Here is a 26,265-nt window from a genome sequence, read left to right as displayed (position 1 = left end):
GGAATAGAACCTATAACTACTGGATAGACCGACCTATGATACGTATTACTTTAATAATGAAAGGTTCTCTATTTTATAGTAATCGAGTTAGCCATCATATTTTTAGTACTATTTTTTGGAAGTTTTGTCCAAGGGATTAGCGGCTTTGGTTTTGGACTAATCGCTATGAGCTTTTTACCATTATTGTTTATGGTAAAGGAAAGTACGCTTCTCGCTGGCACTTATGCTGTCACTTTGCATCGCGTTACAATTGTTTAAACACATTCACTGGCGCTCATTACTAGTCATTTTGTCGGCATCGCTGTTTGGACATATCGGTGCTTTTTTCGTCTTGGATCATTACGGGGAACAAGAGATTTTGAATTTGTTCCTTGGGGTGTTTTTAATTGCTGTTGTCATTTATTTATTCAAAAGCAAACCGCCGAAGCCTGATACGAATAAAACCTCTTTAATAAAGTACATTCTTTCATAAACGAAATTATTTGTTGCGCAGTATCCGTCTACTAACGTAATACAGAGTTACTCCACAATCTCCCCATTTGCGTAAGACTGATATTATTGATAATCAATCAAATTTTATAACATTTTTGATTCTCAAAACTATGGTTTTATATCTTTTATCACTAGAAGGATTTTAGTCATAATCAATCTATCATTCTATGGGACATTTTTGAGGGCTTGGTGCCTGTCAGTCACCCGTTATGATTGTTAATAACAATATTTGAATGTGAATGATTGAATGAGCCTTAACTGTTTGTTTCAATACTCCACAAAAAACACTCTCATGTTTGGGCACCAATTCCCTTTGTTGATTTAAAGGAATAACTTGCTAAAGTACCGAATAAATAAAGAGGTTGGGATTATTAAAAATGATGGGAGAGAGAAGATGCAATACAAGACGTTAGGAAAAAGTGGTTTGTTAGTATCTGAGCTTTGCTTAGGAGCAATGACCTTTGGTAAAGAGGTGAATGAAGCAGATTCCATTAATATGATTCATCACTTCCTTGATCTAGGAGGTAATTTCATCGATACTGCCGATGTATATGTTGGCGGGGAATCTGAGAATATTGTTGGAAAAGCAATTAAAGACCGGCGTTCTGAGGTTGTAGTAGCAACCAAGGTACGGATGCGAGTAGGTCCACATCCGAATGATTTTGGTTATTCTCGTCGACGGATCCTGGAAGGAGTAGATCAAAGTTTAAAGCGATTGAATACAGATTATATTGATCTTTATCAATTGCATGTATGGGATAATATTACTCCTATCGAAGAAACGATCAGAACGTTAGACGATTTAGTCAGTTCTGGAAAAGTTCGATACATAGGTTGTTCTAACTTTTTAGCTTGGCAAATGATGAAAGCCTTATCATATAGCGATTATAATAATCTTGTTCGGTTTATTTCGATTCAACCTCAGTATAGTCTTATCACTCGTGAAATGGATCGAGAAATTTTGCCACTTTGTAAAGAAGAAAACGTTGGGGTCATCCCTTGGGCTCCTATTGGTGGTGGATTTTTAACGGGGAAATATAAACAAGGAGAAACACCTACCGCTGGAAGATTGTCTCATGGCGTAGGTGAATCCAGCTGGCAATACCGAGCAAATAATAAAAATTTCGAGATTTTACGAGCTGTACAAGAAGTAGCTCATGAGATCGATAAAACCCCTGTCCAAGTCGCTCTAAATTGGCTGTTAAACAAAGAAGAAATTACATCCCCTATTTTTGGTGCGAGTAGTCTAGAACAATTTGAAGAAAATATGGGAAGTGTTGGCTGGAGCTTAAGTGAAAAACAATGGAATAAACTAGATGAAATAAGTAAACTTCCTAGTGAGTATCCAACAAGATTTCTTGAGAAGTTTAAGAGATAGAGATAGTGATATATCATAATTGAAAATGAATCTAACGAGAGCTGCTCGGCTTTTGTTTAGATTCATTTTTATTAATTCAGATAAAACTATACACCCACCAAAATCCAGTCTAATTTATCATATAAAAATGAATATCAAATTCACAGGATCATTCGAGTGTTTCAATTGAGCCGCTCCCCGTTAGATACTCCTTTAAAAAAGTAGCTCCAACTTCTATTTAATAGAAACTAGCACTTCGTTTATTTGCTATACGTTTAGCGTGACGCTTTTATTGGTTGGCACACGTCACATTTACGTTGGTTATTATTTTTAAATTTAGTAAATGTTTTTTCAAAATTGCTACCACATGCACATTTAAATAATAACTTTTGAGAAAAACCGAGATATTCCGTCGTTAGCAACTTGCTTTCCGAATTGTTCTCAACAAATTCTTTAATTTTACCGATTGTCCATCGTTTATTCAATCTCTTACACCTCTGTAATTTATCTCTAGGCGGAAGCTTATCTTAGCATCCGTTCAATTATGAGCAAAAGTCGTAATTATCCTAAGTCTCTCATTATAACATGAGCTAGCACACAATTAAACAGATCATTATTTTGAACGCGTAAATAGGTCATTTAATCTGTCATAGCATGTTCTAACTACCTGTTTTTTTTTAGGAATTGCATGAAATCGTTGTGCTATGCAACAACTTTATACCTATATTGAAAGACAAATTATCTAAAATCAAACATTTTGATCTATAGTAGAAAAAGCGAGCATAAAAGCTCGCTAGTATCTTATTTCTTCATTCCTCATATGGGGTAATTACGACAGAGATAGGTTCTTTTTCTACATACTTATAACTGCTTGCTTCCTTAATCAGTTATTGCTCCTTTTGAAGCTGATGAAACTGACCGAGCATACTTAGCTAAGATCCCCCTTAAATTTTGCGCTGGAGGACTCCAATCCTTCAATCTTTCATTGAGATCTTCTGGAGAAACATCAACAGCAAGTTCTTGTAATTCACTATCAATTGTAATCATATCTCCCTCTTTAATTAATGCTATTGGGCCACCAACCTGTGCTTCAGGGGAGATATGACCAACTACTAATCCATGTGTTCCTCCAGAGAATCGACCATCTGTAATTAAACCTACTTTTTCTCCAAAACCCTTACCGACCACAATCGCTGTAATTGATAACATCTCAGCCATTCCAGGTCCACCCTTAGGTCCAACGTATCGAATGACAATGACATCTCCTGGATTGACCTCATTATTTAGAACAGCATTGGTTGCATCTGTCTCTGAATCAAAAACACGAGCAGGCCCTGTTATTTTTTTAATTTTCAAACCAGACATTTTTGCTAATGCACCATCAGGAGCTAAATTACCCTTTAGAATAACTAATGGTCCTGTCTCACGTTTTGGATTTTCAAAGGAGATGATTTCTTGCCCCTCTTTTAAAGGTTGAATTTCAGATAGATTTTGCTCTATTGTGTTACTGGTTACTGTTAAACAATCTCCATGAAGTAGACCTTTATCAAGAAGTAACTTCATTACGGCAGGTACTCCACCAATTTCAGATAGATTTTCCATTACATAACGACCACTTGGTTTTAGGTCTGCTATATGAGGAACTTTTTTACGGATACGTTCAAAATCATCTAAATTAAGGTCTACATCAACTGTATGAGCCAATGCTAATAAATGAAGGACAGCATTGGTTGACCCTCCAAGAGCCATTACAACAGTTATAGCATTTTCAAACGCTTTCTTCGTCATTATATCTTTAGGAGTAATTCCCTTATTTAATAAATTCATAACAGCTTTTCCTGCTTTTATACAATCTTCTAATTTTTCTTCGGTCTCTGCTGGGTTTGATGAGCTTCCAGGTAAACTCATCCCCATAGCTTCGATCGCCGATGCCATTGTATTCGCTGTGTACATCCCCCCACATGAACCAGCTCCTGGGCAAGCATGACATTCAATTTTATGAAGTTCATCACGGTCAATATCTCCGTTATTGTATTTTCCTACTGCTTCAAAAGCAGAAACAATATCAATGTCTTTCCCATCTACATTCCCTGGTCGAATAGTTCCCCCATAAACAAAAACGGCAGGTAAATTCAAACGCCCTATTGCAATCATGCACCCTGGCATATTTTTATCGCATCCCCCAATTGCAACTACCCCATCGTAGTTCTGAGCGCCGACAACTGTTTCTATAGAATCTGCAATGACTTCACGGCTTGGTAAGGAAAACCGCATCCCCTCTGTCCCCATAGAGATACCATCTGAAACTGTAATCGTATTAAAAATAAAAGGAGTTCCGCCTGCATCTAAAGCACCTTTTTTTGCTTTTCTAGCTAATTCATCAATATGCATATTACATGGGGTAACCTCGCTCCATGTACTAGCAATTCCTACAAAAGGTTTATTAAAATCTTCATCTTTAATCCCCATTGCCCGTATCATTGCACGATTTGGGGCACGGTTTATATCATTAAAAACAGAACTTCGAAATTTGGATGTATTGTTATTCATTAAACTAAATCTCCTTACATTTTTTGAGAATTTATAAATAATTGATATTTCACGTAAAGTCCAGGCTAACACTCCCTGGACTTTAAATAAATTTTAGGACTTCTGTATTTATTACAAAACTTTTATTTTTTAGCCGATGTCCATTTTAAAAAGTGCTTCACAAACTATTTTTTAAGATTTTTTCAATTTCATTAATAGGAACAGGAGGGCTAAAATAATACCCTTGTGCGATATCACAATTTTGAGAGCGTAAAAATTCTACCTGTTCTTTCGTTTCAACTCCTTCTGCAATAACCAACATTCCTAGACTTTGAGCAATGGATATTATCGATTTTACAATAATTTCATTTTGTTTATTTTTTAGTAGATCATTTATAAATGAACGGTCAATCTTTAATTGGTCAATTGGAAATTTTCTTAAATAGTTTAATGAAGAATATCCAGTACCAAAGTCATCTAATGCCAACTTAATCCCAATTCCTCTTAATTTATGTAGCTTTGTTACAGCCTCTTCCATATTATACATTGCAACGCTTTCTGTTATCTCTAAGTCTAAATATTGAGGATTAAAATCTAACTGTTTCAAAATATCGGAAATATTCTTTATTATTTGGTCCTGCAAATTGGCGAGTCGATATATTGATACATAAGTTATTTGGAGCAAATCCTAATTTTTCCCATTTTTTGTGTTGTTGATAAGCTGTTTGGATCACCCATTCTCCTAATGGTATAATTAATCCAGTTTCTTCTGCAATCGGGATGAATTCATCTGGTGAAATCAAACCAAAAATAGGATGATTCCATCGTAACAATACCTCAACACCTATTACAAATCCAGAAGAAAGATTTATTTTGGGTTGATAATATAATAAACTCATCTCCAGCCTGCCGTGCAACAATATCCTTATCACGAATACAACTGCTCATTTGAATTTAGATGTAAATGCTGATACACTCATACCCCACCCAGCCAAAGATATTTTTATGAAAAATAAATTTAAGCCACGCTCAACTAAACTAATGTATTTATATAATCTACTCTTTAAAGTATTCTATTCAATATAACTAAATAAAAGCTATGACCATTAAAAAGAAACTGGTATGATACACACTATTAACCTTTAATAATATTGTCACAGTGACTACTCGAATTTTTTTGTTCCAGAGCGATGTTTCACGGTGAAAAGAGCCTGGAACCTACCCCCCCTCAGTGTGTAACAAAAAAGAGTGCATAAAGCACTCTTAGTTATTATTTTTATTTTTTAGAATGTAAAGTTCTCTCTCCAGTTTACTAACCTTGTCGGCGATAAAATCAACGTCAATTATTCTTGATTCATTGGTTAATTCAAACTGTCCACCAACACCTTCTAGTTTTGCTTCAATAGTATCAAATCGATTATGCATTTCTGATTTAAAATTATAAATGTCTGATTTTATACTTTTCATTTCTGTTTTAAAATCAAAAATGCCTGATTTCATACTTTTCATTTCTTTACTCATTTCTGTGAGTAAATCAAGAATTTGCTTGTCCATATTATCACCTCTACAATGATTATAATAGATTTTTATAGCATAAATGTCACTGTGACAATTCGAAATTTGTCGAGATAAACAGTGTCTGTGGAGAAGGCACAACTTCCGATTGTCCCCTGTAAGAACCGTCCCTTTGCTTCAAAGTTATGCTATCATTGCTTGTAACAGTCTTAATATTTGATCACTCCTAAGAGTAATATTTTAGAATACAACTAAGCTTTGTCCAATAATTGACACGTTTGGATATCTAATGACCACAATCCAGAATTCAAAACAACATCTGATTTAGTTATTTCAATTTTCTTATGAAAAATTGGTCCGTCCAAAACAAAAGTATGATATTCCCCTAATTCACCCATAACACAATTATCGGTTTGATGGATCTCGTCATAAAAATTCCAATCAAGGTATCTTCCTGCCCATGATCGGTCAAAAAACTTAGTAGAAGCACGACAAACTACAGATTGAAAACCGAGGGATATAAAATCATAAAGAAGTTTCGAAGATTGTGTTGGTGAAATCCATACAGGGAAAAGAGGCTCAATTCCTGATTTAACTGCCACTTGCTCATTCCACTTCCTATCTTCTTTTGAATATAAACTCCCAAATACAATAGCTTCTACTCCATATTTCTCTTTTAAGCGGGAAAGGGTCCTTTTTAGCGAAAGCTCATATTTCCCTGCAGAGTCAACCAAAAGTAGAGGCAATCCCAATGCATTAGCTTGTAATTTTAAAATTTCTAACTGGATGCCATGTGCGTGATTTCGAGCATCTTTTTCTGAAACCATAGATACTAAACACGTAACCTCATAGTTTTCTTTTAGTACACGAAATAATGCAAGACAACTATCTTTCCCACCACTCCAGCAAATAGCTACTTTTTTTAATTGGTCTTCTTTCAAATTTTCCACAACCTTATAAATGGATATTCTATAAATATCCTATCATAAATATTGTCATTACGTATCTACATTAATCGAAGCTTCATAGTTTAATGAGGTTTACGATTGAGAGATAATTTGAATTTTTTTTTCAGTAAAATCCACTTCAACAATCTCAATATCATTCATCCAATTTGTATTAATCAGAACTCTTCTGACAGCATCAAACATAAAATCATCCGAGAAGTTACCAACATAAGTTTCGTATCCCTTAGATTTCTTTAGTTCGTCTAAGTATTCTTCTGCGAATTCTTGTTTGTCCTCCCAAAACGTTCTTACATTTGTTTCAATGCAATTATCTATGTATTCTTCTAGATCCTGCTCGCTCATATGATTTAATCTTTCTACAAATTCACCAGTGTCGTCATCTAGAAAATAACCTTTTTCATCCATATAAAAATTTTCTAATAAACTGCCATTTACTATAAATTCGGTTATATGATCTATCAAAATTTCATCTTTAGTTTTTAACTTAATAATATGTTCAAAAGCTTCTCCTTTCGAACTTGCTTTGACTATCACAAAGAAACCTTCATTGTCGTGAGCAGCAAAAGTTTTCTCCATTATTCATAACACCTTCTTTTAATTTCTATTTATTCAAGAATCTATTTTGATAATAACACTGTTAGAGATCTTAATATATTAATTTTGTATTTAGTTTTCATTAAAATTTACTGTTTTTTACCACTGGACAAAAAAAACTAGGGGCTGTTTCGCAAAGAGTTAATGCTTTGCGTAGAACCCCCTCACCTCCCTTTCATTATTGAACCGATAGATGGTCAGCTGCCAAAAGTTATTCTCTGTGGACCTTGTCAGAATGGTAAACCGATGCCAGGTCACTACCACTAAATTTCATTTAAGCTTCCGGTTTCCTCAAATTTTCTAGTCCAAAGTGAGAACTCTTTCGTGAAAATAGATTGACATACTTCGATATCATTTTGATAATTTTTCAACACTGAGAGTTGCTGTAATATGGATGAACCTTGAAATACAGATATCATAATTTTATGAGAACTTTCTATTTTCCTAGCTTGTTTATACAGTTCTTGTAAACCTACAGAATTAACATCATTATACAATTCAATAAAGTCCTTATTCGGGTGCTGAACATACTGTTTTGCCAACGCAATAAGCTGCTTATCTTTTAATACATACAGTCCAATCATGACTAATGCATCTTCTAACATGTTTTCTAGTGTCGGAATCCACGTTGTTTTTTGTTGAATTTGCTCGTTCGTATCTCCTTTTTCTGTTGGTGATAGTATCCATGCGGGCCTGCTATTTTCTGATAAATAAAGAGTATGGGATATATTTATGATTCCACTGTCATACGAATGCTTCTGCCCAATAAGAATTTGACAAGTAAAAGTAGCCATTTTTACATTCCTCCAATTTTTAGCTTAGATTTTTTTAAAGAATTTATATGGTTTTGTATTTTTGAAATATAGTCTACTGTTAAATAACCCTCTGCACCTCGAAGAATTTCCTCTTTATACCATTGAGGAGGGGCCGTTTCCTCCTCTTTTTTTGTTACGACAAAGGTTAGCGCCTGAACTTTCTTTACGTTTATCTCAATTTCTACAAATGTAGGGCGGTATGCTTTTGGTGCGCCTTCACGGCCATACAAGTATTCTTCTAAAACTCTAATAGGAAGGTTATAAACTTTTCCTTCAACATATCCACCTTCTTCAACGATATCAGCGCGCCCCATTCTATCTTTTGTTGATTTCCTAGTAAACCTGAGAGTATAGTTCGTTAATAGACCTACTCCAAGCATGTTTCGGAAATGATGAGCGACCCCTGCGTCACCGATTCGTTTTTGATCCATGCAGCTTCCATAGGCAAAATAAAGTACAGTACCACTTTGCTTTAACAAAAGATTGTGCTCCTTCCAATCGCCATTTAATATTTTCCTTTGTAATAAATCAGCTTTACTAGCCACATACATGTAAGCAATCGTAGTGCCTTTGTCTGTGTAAACGGTTTGCTCAATTCTTTCATATAAGTTATTAGTACCACCTTCTGTATACCCTTCTAGTTGGTCAAGTCTTGTTAAATCGGCTTCTGATAATGCGTACAGTTCACCAAATACTCGAGAAAATGGTGCTTGTTTCATAGCTGGATAGCCATATCCTGTGTCATATAATAATCCATTTGTCCAGCACTGCTCCGCGATGCATGTCGCACTTTTTAAAAGTTTGGCATTTGCTTCTCCTTTACGCAACGTTCCATAAACAAAGACGTTGATCATCATTTATCACTCCTTCAATTTTGTTAACTTGATTATAAATAGAAAAGGTTGGGATTCCCCCAACCTTCAAATGACTTAATTTATAATTGTTTTATTATCTTAGTCGGAATAGAACACGTCCAACGATAGCCCATCCCTCTCTTGGATGTAATCATTTCGTTACTATTTACTGGTAGACAGGGCATTACCTTTCGCTTAATTGTCGAAATATAGCTCACAATTGTTTTTATTGCTGGTTGCTCGTCCTCTTCCCACACATTGAAAAGCTCTTCCTTGCTAACAAATTTATAATCCCGCTCAATTAAGTAACTTAGTAGTTCTGCTTCTTTTCTTTCTAATGGAACTACATCTATCGGACCAATAAATGAGGGGTGAAAATGACTTAAATCTAATACGGCTTCTCCATCGGAATCGGCATCAATGCGTAACTTTTCTGCCTCTTCTACTGGAAGAAATTGATTGATTCCATCTGAATATCGAACAAGTCTTCTGAGATGACCACATTGCGTAATTAAACTTCTAACCTCATTAATTTCACTGGTGAAATTATTTTCTTTATCCACCTCAATCGCCTTTTGTAAATAGTTATTGGATTTTTCATCTTCACCAAGGTGATAATAGGCTTTAGAAATGGCACAATATGCTCGAAATAATCGTATTTCAGACAAAGATTGACTGACTGCATTTGTAAAATATGTGATCGATTTTTCAAATTCATCATTTTCATAAAAGATGTGTCCTAATCGATAAAATGCTTCTCCATTGTTAGGGAAAAGCTCTAAAACTTCTTCAAATAAATGCTTAGCATTCATTAAGTTAACATACTTCAATTTTTCATCGGTACCACTCCGTATTAAAAGCCTTGCGAGTTCCGTCTTGTATTCTTTGTTTTTGGGATTTTCATCCACTAATCTTCGAAAGAATTGAACACCTTCTGATAGCCATACTGATTCCTTTATCGAACCTTCACGTTTTTTCCAATTCCTAATTTCATCAATCAATGATACACCCCATTTACAATGGATAGTTATTTAGTAATTCAATACTCAACTTTTGCATCTAGAAATAGATCTTATACTAAATTTGTCTAAGGTTTAATTCCTAACAGCTTGTTACTTGACTAGTGTTTTTTAACAGAAATCACCTAATTCAAGGGTTTACTTGCCTACCGTTTGTCTTTTTTAAGCTCAAAACATAATACGAGCAGTAAAGAAATTGATACGCAATGTACTATTTATTAACGCTCGAGTCTTAAGGTTTGGAGAATATTTGATTTTTCTTGGATATCATTTTTAGCTAGATCAACCTGTTCAAGAGAATGCCATTCGTTATAATTTATAGGTAATCTACGTAACTGACAATTTCGAAGGGTTAATGACTTAACCTGCGGAAAGCTTGGTAAGTACCTTATGGGATTTGCCCCGACATTTAAAGTTTCTAGCTTTGAACAATTTACAAGTTCTCTTGGTAACGTAGTAATTCGATTACGATACATTGATAACCAGCGTAATTGCGGAAGCTTTTGAATCTCTTTCGTAACGTGTTGAATTGCATTTTTATAGATAAATAAAATTTGTAGTTTCTGTAATTCTAAAATGGGTAGAGGGATTTCCTTTAAATCATTTGCTCCTAAATTAATTTTTACTAATTGTTTAAAATTTTCGAGAAATCGATAATTCCCCATACGACTTCCTCTTAAATCTAAAGCCTGGATTTGTTGAAAGGAATTGGCCTTAAATGGCCATTCCTGTATGTTAGCGTAGGGAATCCTAAGCTCTCTTAATTCATGAAGATCATTTATATACCTTTCTAGTTTTTGCAATTCATTTCGAGTAAGCTGATCATATATGCTTCTCGGATATTCTGCACAGGTTTCCAGTGATAACATCATGCACTTGCCTGCTTGATTTACTTTATATCTGGGCATAACAGGCAATAAGTCAATGATCCTATCGAATGCAGGGTGCCTTATCTCAGGCATGGCTTGGTCTTGTTGTTGAGGTTTCCAAGTAGCTAGTTTTTCATGATTGATGGCTTGGTCTAACCATGGAGCTATTTTTTCATAATTGATATAAGGTGAATCGAGTAACAAAGGTGGAATAAGGGTTTGATAACCTTCTTGAGCTAGGATTCTAATAGTTTCATTGGCTACTTCACAAGAGATCGGTTCCTTATCATAATCCCCTATCACACAAACTTCCACTCGTTTTGGGAGCTTATTTCTACCAATACATCTTTCAATTACATCAGGTATCCTTACATCACCTAGGATGGGGAAAATAAGTATGCTAGCGTCCGCTTGTGATTCATTTTCTTTATTTAATAAGTCGTTCATTTCAATTATCTGAGACGTCCCATTCACATGTTTCCCTATGTAATCAGCAATCTGACTCGTTAATCTGCCTGGATAATAATAAATAGGAAGCTTCTTTCCTTCAACTGTCATATTGCAACAACCTCTTGCTTAAACTTCTAGCATCCTGTAGAAATTCATCTAATGGAACTGTCCGACCTTTTATACATTCTAACATCGTATTCGATGGCTTGATCAATTCGGGAAAGTGTTCGTGAATCAACGTATGGCATTCTATAGGATCTCGAAGTAATTCATTTTGCTCTTTCAAAGTATGAACACCAATACATCTTAAAGCTGATTTGGCGATCGTTCTTGTTCGTGTCCACCTTTCCTCTTCTGAGATCGTTGGACCTATTTTTTCAAGCTTATCGATTTTCGAATAAATTGTTTTTTGGAAATGTTGTTTGACAAAACCCAGTGTCTTTTCTGTAACAACTGGCTTTTCTAGTTGTTCTTTTATGGGCTCCCCGTAATAATGAAGAGATTGCTGTAAAATTAACATCCGAATCATGAGCCATTTTTCATCATTCATTTCCTTTAGAGGAATCACCGTTAAATCAATCGTAGGGATTTTTTGATATTTTTCATGAATATACTCTCGGATTTGGTCTTTCGTATACTTCAAAGTTCCAGTATGAATAACAATAATGTCTAGATCCCATGGTTCATGCGTTCTATTTGGCTTCGTTACACTTCCACGGATATACATGGACATAGGCTCAGAAACGATCGACCATATATCACTTAATGCTTGGGTGATCGTTTTATTTTCAAATTGACAATTTGGATTCCCGTTAATCTGCCCTTTTGGTAAAAACTGAATCGGGTTGATACTCGATTGTTGCTTACTTAAGTAAGAAGGAATTTCGGTTTGGATGATATCAACAAGTATATCAAGTTCTTCACCAACGTCTTGCTGAAAATTACAGCGGTCTTGTTCGATCGTAAAAGGAAGATCAGATCGTAATATAGGATGTTCCTTCATCGCATGACGGAGCAGATCTTGTAAATAAGCATACCAGTTTGGTGGCTGGAGTCCGATCGCTAAATGTAACGAAACATTCTCGGTTTCGACCGTATGCCACATTCCTGGTGGCATGTATAAAATTTCGTTTTCCTTTAAGACCAGACTTTGTTCAAAAGAAACATCTTCATGAGGTTGGGGTGTGTACTCCGCGTTTGGTGATTCCACAATTTGCGAACCGATGCCCCACTTCTTTTCTCCAAAAAGCTGGACAGCAAAAATATGGTGCAAGTCATAATGGGCATTGGCGCCCCTTGCAGGACCGTTCGTAAAGTAAGCATTAATGTTTACTTTACATCCAAACATTTGCTGCAGTTCGTTTGCAAAGGCCATCATTTCCACGTCAAGCGTTTGCAGATTATTTAACACTAACGTTTTTCCTGTTAATAGCCCGTTTTTAACTAATTTTTCCTCACTAACTTTGGCCTTGATTTCTTTAGAATTAGACTCTGTAAAAAGTCGGAGATCGACGACACCGCCATCATCAAATACTTTTAATTGGGGATAATGGAGCTGACCTGAAAAAAGGATGCTTTCAAATTTTTCTACCGTAAACGGTACCCGCATTTCTTCATTTAGCTGATAAAGAAAGGATTCGCTTCCCCAATATCCTTCAAAAAAATCTTCTGCTTTTATTCCGTTTAACCATTTTGTTAACATAATGATTCTCCTACTAAATCAGAAATTGCTGTACAACGTGTATCCCCAATACCAAATTCTCCATAAGTATGAAATGATGTTCCTGGGCAGCCACCCATACATTGTTGTTTGACAGGACACGATTGACATGGTGACATTTCTTGAGGTTCTATCGGTAGTAAACCAATCTGATTAAGAACCGTTTGAGCATCATCCGTTTTTAAATCTGCTATATTTAGCTCTTCAAGACAAGCACATGGGAAAACGGTTAAATCAGGATTAATATAGAGCTTCGACCGACCTGTTCCACAGTTTCGTTGATCGGGATAAAACTGTTGATGTTGTGCATTATCACTAAAAGAAGAAAGATGAAACATCGGTTGTATAAAGATTCTATTCTTATTTGTGAAGGTTTCCTGTACACTGTCAACAAAAGCATTCCAGTCATCGGTTGAAAGTGAGTTCTGCTGAGAGGCCCGACCGTAAATGACTTCTCTTTTGATCGTCCAAGTATGAAAAGGTATATTGATTAACTGTTGGTCAAGAACAGTAAAACTGTCAACATTGGTTCGCCCAGCAGTCGTAGCTACTGTAATTTTTACACCGAGTTCACTTAAGATTCGGATGTTTCCCATTGTTTTTTGGAAGGTTCCTTTACCTCGAATAATGTTGTGACTTTCCATCGAGCCATCGATCGAGATTTGTAATTTTAAGCTTGGGTTTCTTCTACAAGCTTCTTTTAAGGCGTGGAGATTAAGTCCGTTCGTATTCACCATCACATTGGGGAAGGATTGACAGGCCTTTGTCACAATCTCTTGAAAGTTGGGGTGCAATGTCGGCTCCCCTCCTGAAATAAACATCAACGCTTTTTGACCGTGTGGTGCTAATTTATCTATTGCAATAAATGCATTTTCTTGAGTCACTGTATCTTTTACATCGGGTCCAGAAGAACGAATACAATGAGAACAAAATAAATTACATGTTCGTGTAATAATAAAGTAGATTTGTTGTAAATGAACAGCTCTAGGTAGTAATGCTTGCATAAAAATTCTCCTTATATAATTTCATTTATGTTGTTTTCAGGAATTAGTTGAGTTAAGAAAAGCGCTAGACGCTGGCCGCTGGAGCTAGACAGCTTTGAAATATTATATTTTCTGCAAAAAAGTAAAGATGAAAGAAAACTTTCTTTCATCTTCACTTGATCCATATTAAAATGCGTCAGCTTCTCGCCATTGACCAAAGCTATCTGCTTGGTTCATAGACTTTGATTTTAGTTGCTTATTCTGGTTGTTTGCTTTTCTTTTTAAGTTTTCAAAATAAGAGTCTACAGAATTTCCGAACTGTTTTTTACCTACATTCGATTTTGCGCTGTTTTTTGTCATACGGGCTCAACTCTCCTTGATAGTATTTATTTCCTATTAAATATTACCATATAATAGTATAATAGACCATATCATAGGAATTTTTTTAATTAATGAAAGGTCGTGGAAATATGAGTGAGTTTCATATGAGTAATGTCTTATTTAAAGATTATCACCTTGAACAGGCGATACGTCAGCAAATAGGTTTAATAGAGAATGTACCATTAACCATTAATAACTTGCACGAACTAGAGGTAGTTCATGCAGGCCATTTAGCCATTAATAGCTTGGAAGGAATTCAACAGCTAAAAAATGTGAAAGAATTATATTTGCATGATAACCTTATTGATGATCTCTCACCATTAGCTGAGTTGATTACTCTTGAGAGACTAGAACTCGGAAACAATCCCATCAAAGATATCAGGCCATTAAAAAACCTAAAAAAATTAAACAGATTAGCCATTGGCTTTAATTACAGCATTGATTCCATTGAACCACTACAAGATCTAGGCGAATTGAAACACCTTTTCATTTGCAGCAATAAGTTAACAGATATCCGTCCACTAAAAAACTTCCCAAAACTAGAGTGGGTTAAAGTATGTAATAACCAAATTTCTGACATTTCTGTTCTAACAGAATGTAAGTACCTTAAAGTTGCCGATTTGAGTTTTAACCACATCGACATAAATAATGAAACTACAAAAACAATTTTGAACGAACTAGCTAATATAATTCAATTAGACTCACCATACATAGAAGTTAAGCGCGTTTCACCTACGATACCCATTCAATAGAATACATACAAATTTTAATAATGAGAATTGCTCATAGACTTAAAGATTACTTCTTATGATGTACGGTCATATTTGTCACTGTTAGAATTCAAAAAGTACCTAAACCAGACAAGTCACTGTGACTTGTCGATTTGGGGAAGTTGACTTAGAAGGCACTATTTCTAATGATGAGGATATGCAGAATATGTTTGGGATTCAAAAACACTAAAACTCGAATAAATGGACAGTCCTACAAATTTTTACTATGTAAAAGCTTTCTTTTAATAAACCCTCTTTTCTGGAATAACCCCTCGAACTCCATCACGTGGATTTTCCATATCTCCATCATAGCAAGGAATTTAGTAAACATGTACATGGAAAGTCCTATATCCCGCAGTTTCTCCACAATTGATTCCGATATTGTAGCCATCAGGATTATACTTTTCTTTTAACAAGGTTCAACCTTCTTCAAATTTCCCCGATGTTCCAGTTTGCTGGAACGAGTTCGCTTAATAGCTTCGCCAGTATATAAAAAATTTCGAAACATAATACCTAGTTTATTATATCTCTTCTTCTTCCGTCCTCATCTTCTCTAATCTCAAATCATGTAACGTTTTCGTCTGACCGACTGGGATGGTCCATTCATAGATGTTGATTGAGCTCCAGCTCGTAACGGTTTGTCCCCATTGGTTATAGGACATTGTTTTTCCTTGATATTCGACTTCCTTTTCATTTAGCGCAATGGCAGAAGAATCTTCAAAATTTTTGATAATGATTTCATCACCTGCACGAAGTAAACCCCAATCAAACAACTTATTCATCCGTGGTAGGAATTGTTTTGGGGTGTTTGTTGACATTGAGTTCGTTGATTTTCTGACTTTATGGTTTTCTTGAACTTCCACATAGAAATCTTCGAGGTGTGGTACTGGTAGTACTTTTGTGATATCTAATAAATACTGCTCATTTAACTTTACAGGCTCAATCGTAAAACAACTTATATCAACCCCGTTGCTTATTAACCACGCACATGCCGACAAAGTTTGTTCATCAAATTCAGATGCTACGAGGATCATTCGTTGTTTACGGTTAAAAGCCTGACCAGCTTCGTTTTGCACGAGAAAATTGGTTAAAATTCTTCTCGCTCTTTCTGACGTCGTTAACACCGAGTCACTCGTTCCCTTTTGCTTTTCTAAATAAGGAACAAAAACATCATTGACTAATTGATCCTTTGATTGAATTTTAGCGTAATTCGCTGCATATCGAATGGCTTGAATTTCGAACGGTTCTTTTCGATTACGTATGTCTTCAACGTCTCTTTTAATTTCAATTAACACCAGATTTCCTTTTTCATCTACCGCCACTAAGTCACTTCTACCATTTTGCTTGTTTCGAACTTGCTGGCCTACAATTAAAAGACTTTCCTCATCACCCACTAATAAATCTAAGTTGTGCTTCAAAAAATTTTCGATATCGTTTTCCTTAATCCCCAGTTCTTTAAAGGTTAATTTTTTTAATTCGGACTCACTATCATGTATACCGTGTTGATTAATATTTACAGGAATTAGCATGGTGCACTCCTTCTTACGCTCAAATTCTACTGCTTTTATCATTCCCTACTTGTAGGACCTTTTTCTATATCCCGAGATTCATTCAATCATTAACAACAAATCTCGATGAATCAGCTCCCAGTCTTGATTTAAATTAATCGTCTTAATACTCAATGGGTGCCCATGAAAGTTATATGATAAAGTTACATTCTGCTGCACAGTTGGATAAAGTAACATCCCTTCCAACTTCTGGTACCCAGGTTCTTCTTGTGTTTGCACATTTAACAAATAAGAAGACAAGAAACTGCCTTTGAAACAGCTCCTATACAAACGCCCCCCGTCCGTTAAAAAGATATTATGAAACAACCTTTTTTTTCGTTAAATAAGCCTGAGGACTAATACGATAAATAATCCGATAACTGCTCCGATATCTGGTACAAAACTTTTGTTTACTTTTCTCTTTTCTAATATTGTAATCATTTTCCCAAGTATGACTAATATAATTGCTGAGCTTATTACTGTATTACTTAAAGTTGCACTGAATGTAACATCTTCAGACATTAGAACTACAGATGTTGGAATGACAATTAACGAGGCTCCACTCAAATACAAGAACCATTTCAATTTATTCATTTAATTAAAAGTCCCCCTCATTTTTATGAAATAACTTTAATACTTCTTCAAATTCGTTACTGGATACGTAAATTTTAACATTATCAACCAATACACACAGATATTATTTTGAGTCTAGTAAAAGGACTTAGTTAAATAAGTAACCAAGTTCATCGTTAGAAATTTTTGATGTTGCTCGCCGTTAAACTGACCAAATAACTATGTATTTGTTTTGAGTTTATATAGCCTATTTATACTTCCGCTACCAATAATAATCCCTAAAATTGCAGATAGGTATCTCTATCTGTAGCCATTAAATAAAAGATAGCCGTATACGTTGATAATTGATTATTTTACATAAGCTCATTTAACAACCTGATCTTTAGCTTTAGATTAATCTTTTTTTACATAACAAAAGCGTTCCCTATTTCAGAAACGCACCCATTAGTCGAAGATTACCTTTCACAAGATATAACAATCGCTCCAGAAGTTTATCAAGAATTACACATCAGAACCTACCCAAGCATAATATCTATAAGCTAAATAATAAGGTATTAGATATGAGAAAAATGTCTTTGTTATGTTCCAACCATTCTCGTACCTTACCCATCGAAAGACCAACATACAAAATTCAGCAAACGTTGTTAGGGAAAAAGTTATAATCCAAAGTTTATTCTTTCTTTTTTTTATTAAATAGACCATTAAAACGCTTAAAGTCGGATATAATCCTAGAATAAAAGGTATTTTTGTTAGGTATTGCCTCTTTTTTAATTTGGGTTTCACCATCCAAAGTCTATTATGATTACCCCATAAATTAACAAGGGTTGATAAAGCCCACACGAAGGGAAATATTTTCAAAACTAATTCCTTATTTCTTTTAAACAACCGCATTCCCAAAACTACTGGTATAATAAGCCCACTCCATATATTCAACCACACAAAACATCACCTATATAACAGCATTTGTAGATATTTCATTAATATTCGCGTTATTGAAGACTCCTTCGTTAGCAGAACAAGCGATAACTGCATTACGCTATCGCTCTCCATTAGTTGTGTAGGCTTTTAATCCATTATCAGTATACCGTACCTTTTCTAACAAATACTGTACTCCATATAAAAAATACGCTTTATAGTGTATATATATAAAGTATTGAAAATAATTTAATCGATTTAATCGAACGATTTTAATCTTTTTCAGATAAGGCATGAAAAGAAACGCAAAAAATCCATTAGCAAAAGCATTAAGTAATACAAATTTTTTAAAGTTTCCATACGAAAATTTTAGTATCCACTCGAAAGGGGCATGTAAGGACTAATGTCAAAAGGAAGTTTATCCCTGGTAAATGATTTTGGCTTGTCATAAAAACTCCACCACTTCCGTAGGTGACCATATATATGATTTATAATTTCAAAAATACCTATAATAATACTTGCTAAAGAATATCGTTTGATATTACGCTTACCTAAAAATAATATTGATAACCATAGAATAACAATTATAGTTAGATTGAATAATACGTGCCGTCTTGATGCCATAAGTGAACTCTACCCTCGATTAGTGTTGTTTTATTATTTTTTAAAGTGTCCAGAAATAATAAAATAATCCATTTATTTAAGCGGTCACAGACATATTTAGCTACCATAACAAAACACTTTTTGTATTAAACCAAACTCTCTTCCCCTTAGCAAAGAGCGTATACCTTCACCCACACCAAAACCGATAGCTTAACAAATGAAATATAGTTGTTATTGAAGTAAACTGCTCGTTAGCACTAGAAGGATCTAATCATTTTTTGATTTCAATTCATCTACCTCAAAAGATAGTCTTTGGATATCTTCTTTCATTTTCTCGTGTTCATTAAGCAACTTTTCTTTTTCCACCTCCATCTGTTCTGCATATTCAATAATATAAAACTTCCAGTGTTAGCCTCCTAATTATCTATTTCACCTTTTTATCCTGCTAGATATTTGAAAAAATACTTAACATTAACTTTCCTGCTCAGTTACTTAAATAATGGTTATCTAGATTTTAACATTAATTTCCTTCTTTGAGTCACAAAAAGAAAATGCATCCCTGTTTTATTTCAGAACACCATTTAGTTGAAGTTTATTAGGTAAATGTGACTAATACCAAAGATTCTTATATATACTAACCCTAGATTATTAAACGAGGGTAAAGCACACTAGGAATTGAAAATTTCCAAAGTACATTATGAGGGTGTAGTTGTTGTGGTAGAAATAGAAGAGAAAGAAATAGTTATTAAAGCCATTGATGAAAATGTTAATCAAATTCATGAACTGATTCAACAAAAAATACAAATTTGGTTAGACTATGTACTTTTCTCTGGTCTTTGGTGGTTAGGAATTGGATTAAGCATTGTTCCTTGGATTATTTGGTTTATTGTGAGGGATAAGAAAAGTAGTGACCGCTTATTATATGCTGGGGTTACTGTTATGGTTATTTCTGTTATGCTTGACGTTTTAGGAGACCAACTAGGCTTCTGGCATTACAGATTTAGTGTAATTCCTATCCTTCCTACCTATGTCCCTTGGGATATTTGCCTAATGCCAGTTGCAATAATAATCTTGTTACAAATCAAGCCAAGATTTAGCCCAGTGATTAAAGCAATCTCGTTTGCATTAATCACTTCATATTTAGCTGAACCCTTTTTTGAATGGATTCAAATTTATCAAACATTAAAATGGAAATATAGCTATTCTGTACCCATACAAATTGGCATTTACTTATTTGCTCATTACATAAGTAGGAGAAAGCAATTTCCAAAGTTAAGCAATTCGTAAAATAAGGACTTTTCGCTAAACTTCATCTTTAGTTTAACATTAATTTCCTTTTTATTGACATAGCAAAAGCGTTCATTATTCCAGGAACGCTTCTTTTACTTTAATAAGAAAAGGCGTTTGACATTCAGCAACAATCTCAATTAAAGGTTATTCTCCCACATCATCATTTTTCTTGCAGTGTCTTTATTAGTTCTTCAAAATTTTCATTAAATCTGATTAATTTGTATTCATTTACGTTACTTGTATTATTTCTTGAAGCATCGTTTGTTTAACAGCATTCTAATGCACTTCCTTTATACGTCCCTTACCTGCCAACTGATACTCCTCTTGATTACTTATTTGCTCCAATTTATAAACATAACCAAATTCGTCATCTTCTCTAAATGATGTAGCGGAAACCATGTATTCTTCGCCCTCTTCAATTAAGTTATAAACCATTGATTCCTCGATGAATATTTTATAACGCTCACGAGTCTCTTCCTTTTCATAAGCGTTATATCCAATAATCCACATTTCAAAATATTGTCCTGGCTCAATATAGTGGTGTTTTTCTTCTATAATCATTCCTCCCATACCAATACTTTTTGTCATTTGAGAATTTCCATAGAATAAGAAATAACTAATCCCTAGAGCAACAACAGACATTACTACTAAAACAAACCACTTACTACTGTTTATAATCAATAACATTACCCCCTCAACTACTTAACTCAAATGTTTAAGTGCTTCACGTTTGCTAAGGTTTTGCAGCGGTGTTTTTTCAACAAAAGTAATGACCGCTTGTGGATTGGTTTTCCCATACTGTCTTAATGCCCAACCAATAGCTTTTGCGATAAAAAATTCTGTCTCACTTGCATGCTTTTCACAATAATAAAACAATCGTTCTTCATCCGTATTTTCCTTAAAGGAAAGTTGATGCAAGATGGCTGTCCTTTTTACCCACATGTTATCATCTTCAATCCACTGGTCCATTACTTTAACTTGTTCAGGAAATTTCATAACAATATACCCAACCACATTACTTGCAATTAAATCGACTGTATCCCACCATGACTTTGAAGTTATTAATTCCTTGACCTGTGTTAAGTCACTAGAAGATAAGTGTTTCTGGGATTTCTTTAAATAATCAACCGCAACATATTGATACTCCCTCTCGGACTGCTCCCAAAGATCAAAAATTAGCTTCCAGTTAATAGGATTCTTACCGACTTGCCACTCTTTGAATAATTGGGCAGTAATCTTTCTTCTTTCTGGAGTCTGAATTCCCAAAAATTCAAAATGATTTTTCATATAAGCAGACATTCCTTTTGCTTTTTCCTTATTCTCCATTATTTTAAATTGAATGGTTAAGTCTTGAACTTGCATGGATGATCACTCCTGTACTAATGCTAAGATTTTTTTCTTTCTCCTCTAATAAGGTTCGCAGTTAAAACGGTTGTTCAACAATAAAACCTACTTGTTTCTAGTTTCTTTCAGTTCTTCCCGTATTTTTTTAAGCTCCTCTGTCTGTTCAAGGACATTATTGTTAAGTTTTCTTATGGCATCATATACTCCATAAATCCCAGCAAAAATCAAAATTAAAAATAGTAGTTCCATTTCATTACCTTCTTTCTGTTAATAGACAAATTAATAATTTTCCCTAATCAGTTTTTCCAAAAAAGGGATGGCCTCGTCTACGGTGAGTATTTCATTATCATAATATTTCTTACTTTGCCCTCAACATTTTTTAGATGTATATTATGTTTGGTCCTTTATTTAATTTCTTATTGAACTAACGCTTTAGTTGAAATAGAAACGTGCATTTACTCAACGATCGCTCCCAGTTAATAATTGTTTGCTTTCTTCCCATAAATTTCATAAGTAAAATAGCCAAATAAATAACCGATTCCAGCTCCTAAACTAATGGAAGTTAGTGGAGGAATGGAAAAAAACATGCTCAACATGATTCCGATAGAACAACCGGAAAGCATTCCTAGTGGTATTAAACTATCTAATATAAATTGAGCATCTTCTGATTTTTTCTTACCTAAGGTACCTTGTTTATATTTGTGATGAAGCCTTCAAATTACAAATATTACAATTCCTCCCACGATTACGAGAGGTGCAATCGCCCAGACAAAGTCCATGTTAAAACCTCCTTGTATTGTAATCAAATGATAAGTGTCCCGATAGATGAATAAAGGTTATTCTGGACTCTCCCACTATCTTGCTCCTTTACTTCAATAAGCAAAAGTGCATTCCCCTGAATATTTTAAGAAGGTTATTGAGGGATCTTAGAGAGAATTTGTACTTTAGTAGAGTAATAAGAAGAAAAATTTTGAGAGTAGAAACATCTCATGTATATTCCGACACATTTTGATGTTATCAATTCAGCACTTACTTTACGACATTATAAAAAAGTATAGTTTTGCTACCTTTTTTTCAACACAACGGAATGCCATTTACAACTCATTTACATTAACTTTAAACAAAGAGAACACATACTTATATGGACATTTTGCCAAGGCAAATCCTCAATGGAACGATATTACAGACCAAACGGTTTTAGCTGTTTTTCATAGCCCTCTGTTATATATCTCCATCTTGGTATGAGACGAATAAAGCAGTACCAACATGGAATTACATAACCGTTCATGTTTTTGAGGAAATCGAACTTTTAAAGGACGAAAATGAGTTAATGAACTCCATGCATGATATGGTGTTAACATCCTCATAAGTTACAAGACCATATCTTTTTTCTTTGCATCTGCATCTAAACCTGCGCCGATCGCTACACCAATTCCGATTCCGAGTGGTAATCCTAGTCCAATATTATCAAATATAACGAGTCCAAATACCAAACCTAAACTTGTACCTATAGACATATAGATACTCAAATAATGCCCACTGGTCACTAACTTGTGTTGTTTCATAAGATGAGATCGAATGATTTCTATCTTTTGTTTATGAAGTTTAAAATCGTTTTCTCCAAGCTGCGCTTGCTCACCTTTTAGTTGGATTAAATGTTTTTCCAAATCCATCAAGTGTTGATCACATTTTTCACACGTAGATGAAAAGGAACTCACCTTTTCAACGATTCTATGACACATTTCCAATTCAAGTTTTTTGGTAACCTGCTCATCAACAGTGTTCCTAAGTTCTTTAAGTAGGGTTTCAAGTTTTTCTACTTGTCGACTTTCCATAGATTGACCTCCTCTTGTCTTATTCAATGAAAAGAGAAGAACAAATGAAACAGCAATAATGGTGCCTGACCTCTAGTGCGTGGAAAGGAGGAACTGTTGTTTTGACAGTTCCTTTTCCTCATCGCTTTGAAGCTATTATTTAACACTACACGCGCAGCCATTTAATAATTTCGCCTGGTGTTGCGTTTTTCCCGTACAATAAAATACCGACCTTGAAGATTTTTCCTGCTAGCTTCATAAAAAACCAAACACTCAAAATTAAAATTGCGATGGCGATGATTACTTCCATCCATGGCCACTCTTCTAATAAAGTCAGGCGCAGAATTAGCACCCCAGGGCTAGTAAAAGGAATGTAGCTACCAATTTGAGCAAATAAGCCACTCGGGTCATTTAGAATCGGAGCAATAAAGATCGCTGGTGAAAATGGCAGCATCATAACCATCCCTTGGAAATTCCCAGCTGTCCCAATGTCTTCCATCGTCGCTCCAATTCCTACAAAAATGGCCGCAAATAACAAGAAGCCAAGGACCGAAATCGTAAGTAACACCACTAATTCTGGTACGAATAAATATTCTATTATTGGTAAATCATATCTTCCTATTAAGAATGGTAGGACAATAATAATCGAAACGATTGACTGAATCACACCTAAGACAAAATAGCCGACAATTTTTCCTTGCATTAATTCAGAAGGTGTTATAGAGGATAAAATAATTTCTGCCAGTTTATCCTTCTTCTCCTGTGAGGCACTTTGGAAAATCGCCATACCCGTAAATACAATGGAAATCATGATAAATCCAGCAAATGCTCCAGGCACGAGCCGTTCAATGAAATTCCCACTATCTGAGGCTTCTAGTTCTTCGCCTTCCGTTGCTCCGATTTCTTCTTCCGCAATCGTTTCATCCATAAATGTAACACCACGTAAAAAAGGTGCTAACTCTTCTACAGACAAATCAAGCTTTTGCAATTGCATTGCTTGAATTGGCGCTGCTAAAACTTGAAGCTGATTATGAAAGAATACATCGATTTCTTCACTCGTATAAACAGAAACCAAACCTTCATTGATTCCTCGTTCATTAATAAATAAAAAGGCCGTGTCTTCTTTAGTGGTTAATTCCGCTAACACCTCTGCTTCTGTCACGTCCGTCTGAGCCATGTCCCAATTTAAATCACTTTCATTTGCTGCTGCTTCTAGTTCAGTGAAAATTCCTACTTGATCATTGACCAAAACGTGAGTCATTCTTTCATCATATGTACTTGAACTACCAAACAAGCTACCTAAAAACATAAAGGCAATAAAAATAATCGGAGTAGATAATAACCCAATTAAATAGGTTTTATTTTTCATATTTCTTTTAATCTCCCATCTAGCAACCTTCCACGTGTTATGCATCCACCTCACCTGCCTCCATCATTAAATTTTTTCCATTTGCCACATCAATAAATATTTCATGAAGTGTGATTCGATCAAAGACTAATTCTTGAATAGACACATCATCGGGTAAGCTTTTTAGCCACGTTGCTGGATGAACACGTTTAGATAAATAGAGAATCGACGTATTATCACTTTGCTTAATCCGTTCCACATCTGGTAGCCCTTCTAACACCGAGCGCTCATTATGACCTCTAATCGTACATTTAAAGTTGGCATACTCCATTTTCACCTCATCCATCGTGCCATAGATGACTTTTTGCCCTTTATAAATCATAAACAACCGATCGGCCATTTCTTCTACTAAATTCATTTGATGGGATGATAATAAAATCGCTGTTCCTTGTTTCGCTAATTGACGAATTTCGTCTTTAAATAACTCCTGACTTACTGGGTCTAACCCTGAAAATGGTTCATCTAAAATTAATAGTTCAGGCTCATGAAGGATCGAAGCAATAAATTGTACCTTTTGCCCCATCCCTTTTGAAAGCTCTTCTACTAACACATTCTCTTTTCCTTCAAGATCAAATTTTTTTAAGTATTCTAATGCGCGCTGCTTGGCTTTTTTTACTGGATAATCTTTCAGGTCGGCCAAATATAAAAGGATATCCATGACCTTTACATTTTTATATAATCCACGTTCTTCAGGTAAATAACCAATTTTATTCCGTGGAATACCCTGATGCTGTCGAAAGGAAATATCCCCCTCATCTGGATACATAATCCCCATAATATTTCGAATCGTCGTTGATTTTCCTGCACCATTTGGCCCAAGGATCGCCATAATCTCTCCTTTATGTACATCAAACGAAATTTCATGAAGAACTTTCTTGTCCTTAAAATATTTTCCGATCTTGTTCACTGAAATCATCGCTTCCACATTCTCGACCCCTTTCTATTTTTATAGATTCATATACAAATACGTGTTTAATTGACAAAAGGTTTCAAATGAAACAAGGAATGCACTTTGTTTCTATTCTATTTCTTCTCTCGCGGGAACGCATGGTTCTAGCTATTTGCTCGATATAAAAACTGTATGATGCTATTATAAAAGCAGTCAATCTAACTGAAAATGAAGAGTCCCAAAACGCATATTTAGGCTCGCAGTGAATGAAATAAGCGTAATGATCGTCATCAACGTTTAATTGCGATGTCCATAGCTAATTAAACTGTTCCTCTAACATGATCATATATGGAAAATAGTAATCCCACTGAGCACCTTTTAGTGGAAGATGTATATCTGTTAAAGTCACAAAAGAGATTACCTTATGATTGTTATCCACCTAATATTTTACAATTGTTGTGACACCATATTCGGTTAATTAATTTTTGCGACTTAATTCTTCCACCCACTTTTTAGGATTTAATTGATAGGTCCCTTTTTTATTCTGATCAGTTAAACTACCAACA

27 protein-coding genes and 3 pseudogenes are annotated in these 26,265 nt (G+C 34.8%); 5 read left to right on the top strand and 25 right to left on the bottom strand.

What is annotated here, in order from left to right; genetic code table 11:
• Positions 1–223: 223 nt before the first annotated feature.
• A complete protein-coding gene (locus tag BK574_RS29115) occupies positions 224–472 on the top strand; it encodes a TSUP family transporter (protein WP_142247880.1) in 249 nt (82 codons plus the stop codon).
• A gap of 414 nt (positions 473–886) precedes the next feature.
• Positions 887–1,870 (top strand): aldo/keto reductase, encoded by a 984-nt coding sequence (locus BK574_RS03340; RefSeq protein ID WP_078427498.1) that lies wholly within the window; start codon positions 887–889, stop codon positions 1,868–1,870.
• 254 nt (positions 1,871–2,124) lie between these two features.
• Here the strand turns inward: BK574_RS03340 and BK574_RS28055 are convergent, their stop codons facing one another.
• The 14 genes and pseudogenes from BK574_RS28055 to BK574_RS27305 form a co-directional block, all read right to left on the bottom strand.
• Entirely contained in the window at positions 2,125–2,334 is a 210-nt protein-coding gene (locus tag BK574_RS28055; RefSeq protein ID WP_075388798.1) for a hypothetical protein, read from the bottom strand.
• A 394-nt stretch (positions 2,335–2,728) separates the two neighbouring features.
• Entirely contained in the window at positions 2,729–4,399 is a 1,671-nt protein-coding gene (gene ilvD / locus BK574_RS03330) for a dihydroxy-acid dehydratase (RefSeq protein ID WP_078427497.1), read from the bottom strand.
• Positions 4,400–4,556: 157 nt separating this feature from the next.
• A pseudogene (locus BK574_RS28205) lies at positions 4,557–5,211 on the bottom strand (putative bifunctional diguanylate cyclase/phosphodiesterase).
• A gap of 4 nt (positions 5,212–5,215) precedes the next feature.
• Entirely contained in the window at positions 5,216–5,326 is a 111-nt protein-coding gene (locus tag BK574_RS29110) for a diguanylate cyclase (protein WP_142247879.1), read from the bottom strand.
• Positions 5,327–5,641: 315 nt separating this feature from the next.
• On the bottom strand, positions 5,642–5,932 hold the full coding sequence (locus BK574_RS03315; protein WP_078427494.1) for a hypothetical protein: 291 nt from the start codon (positions 5,930–5,932) through the stop codon (positions 5,642–5,644).
• 212 nt (positions 5,933–6,144) lie between these two features.
• The gene (locus BK574_RS03310) at positions 6,145–6,834 is read right to left on the bottom strand and encodes a Dph6-related ATP pyrophosphatase (RefSeq protein WP_158211512.1); all 690 of its coding nucleotides are present in this window, start codon (positions 6,832–6,834) and stop codon (positions 6,145–6,147) included.
• Between the two features lie 99 nt (positions 6,835–6,933).
• Positions 6,934–7,437, bottom strand: a complete 504-nt coding sequence (locus BK574_RS03305; protein ID WP_078427492.1) for a hypothetical protein — start codon at positions 7,435–7,437, stop codon at positions 6,934–6,936.
• Between the two features lie 281 nt (positions 7,438–7,718).
• Positions 7,719–8,249 (bottom strand): hypothetical protein, encoded by a 531-nt coding sequence (locus tag BK574_RS03300; RefSeq protein WP_078427491.1) that lies wholly within the window; start codon positions 8,247–8,249, stop codon positions 7,719–7,721.
• Positions 8,250–8,251: 2 nt separating this feature from the next.
• Positions 8,252–9,124, bottom strand: a complete 873-nt coding sequence (locus tag BK574_RS03295) for a gamma-glutamylcyclotransferase family protein (protein WP_218970532.1) — start codon at positions 9,122–9,124, stop codon at positions 8,252–8,254.
• Positions 9,125–9,204: 80 nt separating this feature from the next.
• Complete coding sequence (locus BK574_RS03290) at positions 9,205–10,125, bottom strand: winged helix-turn-helix domain-containing protein (protein WP_078427489.1); 921 nt, start codon at positions 10,123–10,125, stop codon at positions 9,205–9,207.
• Positions 10,126–10,361: 236 nt separating this feature from the next.
• Entirely contained in the window at positions 10,362–11,570 is a 1,209-nt protein-coding gene (locus BK574_RS03285) for a leucine-rich repeat domain-containing protein (protein WP_078427488.1), read from the bottom strand.
• A complete protein-coding gene (locus tag BK574_RS03280) occupies positions 11,560–13,164 on the bottom strand; it encodes a JmjC domain-containing protein (protein WP_078427487.1) in 1,605 nt (534 codons plus the stop codon). The genes BK574_RS03285 and BK574_RS03280 overlap by 11 nt, the downstream gene beginning before the upstream one ends.
• Complete coding sequence (locus tag BK574_RS03275; protein ID WP_078427486.1) at positions 13,158–14,186, bottom strand: radical SAM/SPASM domain-containing protein; 1,029 nt, start codon at positions 14,184–14,186, stop codon at positions 13,158–13,160. Before BK574_RS03275 ends, BK574_RS03280 begins: the two co-directional genes overlap by 7 nt.
• A 165-nt stretch (positions 14,187–14,351) precedes the next feature.
• Positions 14,352–14,525 carry a hypothetical protein gene (locus BK574_RS27305; RefSeq protein ID WP_158211511.1) on the bottom strand — a complete coding sequence of 58 codons (174 nt, stop codon included), beginning with the start codon at positions 14,523–14,525 and terminating at the stop codon, positions 14,352–14,354.
• A 92-nt stretch (positions 14,526–14,617) separates the two neighbouring features.
• Between BK574_RS27305 and BK574_RS03270 the strand changes: the two genes are divergently transcribed.
• Positions 14,618–15,298: a leucine-rich repeat domain-containing protein gene (locus BK574_RS03270; protein WP_078427485.1), complete on the top strand. Its 681-nt coding sequence runs from the start codon at positions 14,618–14,620 to the stop codon at positions 15,296–15,298.
• 539 nt (positions 15,299–15,837) lie between these two features.
• Here the strand turns inward: BK574_RS03270 and BK574_RS03265 are convergent.
• The 4 genes from BK574_RS03265 to BK574_RS28050 form a co-directional block, all read right to left on the bottom strand.
• On the bottom strand, positions 15,838–16,845 hold the full coding sequence (locus BK574_RS03265; protein ID WP_078427484.1) for a hypothetical protein: 1,008 nt from the start codon (positions 16,843–16,845) through the stop codon (positions 15,838–15,840).
• Between the two features lie 78 nt (positions 16,846–16,923).
• The gene (locus BK574_RS03260) at positions 16,924–17,124 is read right to left on the bottom strand and encodes a hypothetical protein (protein ID WP_078427483.1); all 201 of its coding nucleotides are present in this window, start codon (positions 17,122–17,124) and stop codon (positions 16,924–16,926) included.
• Between the two features lie 78 nt (positions 17,125–17,202).
• Entirely contained in the window at positions 17,203–17,457 is a 255-nt protein-coding gene (locus BK574_RS03255) for a histidine kinase (protein WP_078427482.1), read from the bottom strand.
• Between the two features lie 1,484 nt (positions 17,458–18,941).
• Positions 18,942–19,082 (bottom strand): hypothetical protein, encoded by a 141-nt coding sequence (locus BK574_RS28050; RefSeq protein WP_218970531.1) that lies wholly within the window; start codon positions 19,080–19,082, stop codon positions 18,942–18,944.
• Positions 19,083–19,629: 547 nt separating this feature from the next.
• Between BK574_RS28050 and BK574_RS03240 the strand changes: the two genes are divergently transcribed.
• Positions 19,630–20,241 (top strand): CBO0543 family protein, encoded by a 612-nt coding sequence (locus BK574_RS03240; RefSeq protein WP_238457932.1) that lies wholly within the window; start codon positions 19,630–19,632, stop codon positions 20,239–20,241.
• 279 nt (positions 20,242–20,520) lie between these two features.
• Here BK574_RS03240 and BK574_RS03235 read toward each other — a convergent pair whose 3' ends face one another.
• The 4 genes and pseudogenes from BK574_RS03235 to BK574_RS28195 all read right to left on the bottom strand — a co-directional run bounded on the left by BK574_RS03235 (position 20,521) and on the right by BK574_RS28195 (position 22,367).
• Positions 20,521–20,925 carry a hypothetical protein gene (locus BK574_RS03235; RefSeq protein WP_078427480.1) on the bottom strand — a complete coding sequence of 135 codons (405 nt, stop codon included), beginning with the start codon at positions 20,923–20,925 and terminating at the stop codon, positions 20,521–20,523.
• Between the two features lie 21 nt (positions 20,926–20,946).
• Positions 20,947–21,606: a DNA alkylation repair protein gene (locus BK574_RS03230; protein ID WP_078427479.1), complete on the bottom strand. Its 660-nt coding sequence runs from the start codon at positions 21,604–21,606 to the stop codon at positions 20,947–20,949.
• Positions 21,607–21,693: 87 nt separating this feature from the next.
• The gene (locus BK574_RS27825; RefSeq protein ID WP_169917335.1) at positions 21,694–21,837 is read right to left on the bottom strand and encodes a hypothetical protein; all 144 of its coding nucleotides are present in this window, start codon (positions 21,835–21,837) and stop codon (positions 21,694–21,696) included.
• Between the two features lie 227 nt (positions 21,838–22,064).
• Positions 22,065–22,367: pseudogene (locus BK574_RS28195) on the bottom strand (hypothetical protein).
• A 232-nt stretch (positions 22,368–22,599) separates the two neighbouring features.
• Here BK574_RS28195 and BK574_RS28190 point away from each other — a divergent pair.
• A pseudogene (locus BK574_RS28190) lies at positions 22,600–22,957 on the top strand (FMN-binding negative transcriptional regulator).
• 1 nt (position 22,958) lies between these two features.
• On the opposite strand, the gene BK574_RS28180 reads toward BK574_RS28190, so the two are convergent.
• From BK574_RS28180 to BK574_RS03205, 3 genes are all read right to left on the bottom strand, one after another.
• A complete protein-coding gene (locus BK574_RS28180; RefSeq protein WP_238457930.1) occupies positions 22,959–23,423 on the bottom strand; it encodes a glycine zipper domain-containing protein in 465 nt (154 codons plus the stop codon).
• Between the two features lie 145 nt (positions 23,424–23,568).
• Positions 23,569–24,771, bottom strand: a complete 1,203-nt coding sequence (locus BK574_RS03210) for an ABC transporter permease (protein WP_338020582.1) — start codon at positions 24,769–24,771, stop codon at positions 23,569–23,571.
• A gap of 37 nt (positions 24,772–24,808) precedes the next feature.
• Complete coding sequence (locus tag BK574_RS03205) at positions 24,809–25,735, bottom strand: ABC transporter ATP-binding protein (protein WP_078427477.1); 927 nt, start codon at positions 25,733–25,735, stop codon at positions 24,809–24,811.
• Positions 25,736–26,265 lie beyond the last annotated feature (530 nt).

Source organism: Alkalihalobacterium alkalinitrilicum, from assembly GCF_002019605.1.
Taxonomy (GTDB): Bacteria; Bacillota; Bacilli; order Bacillales; family Bacillaceae_F; genus Alkalihalobacterium; species Alkalihalobacterium alkalinitrilicum.
Note: the sequence above shows the minus strand (reverse complement) of the source record. Positions and strands in the feature narration are given on the sequence as shown.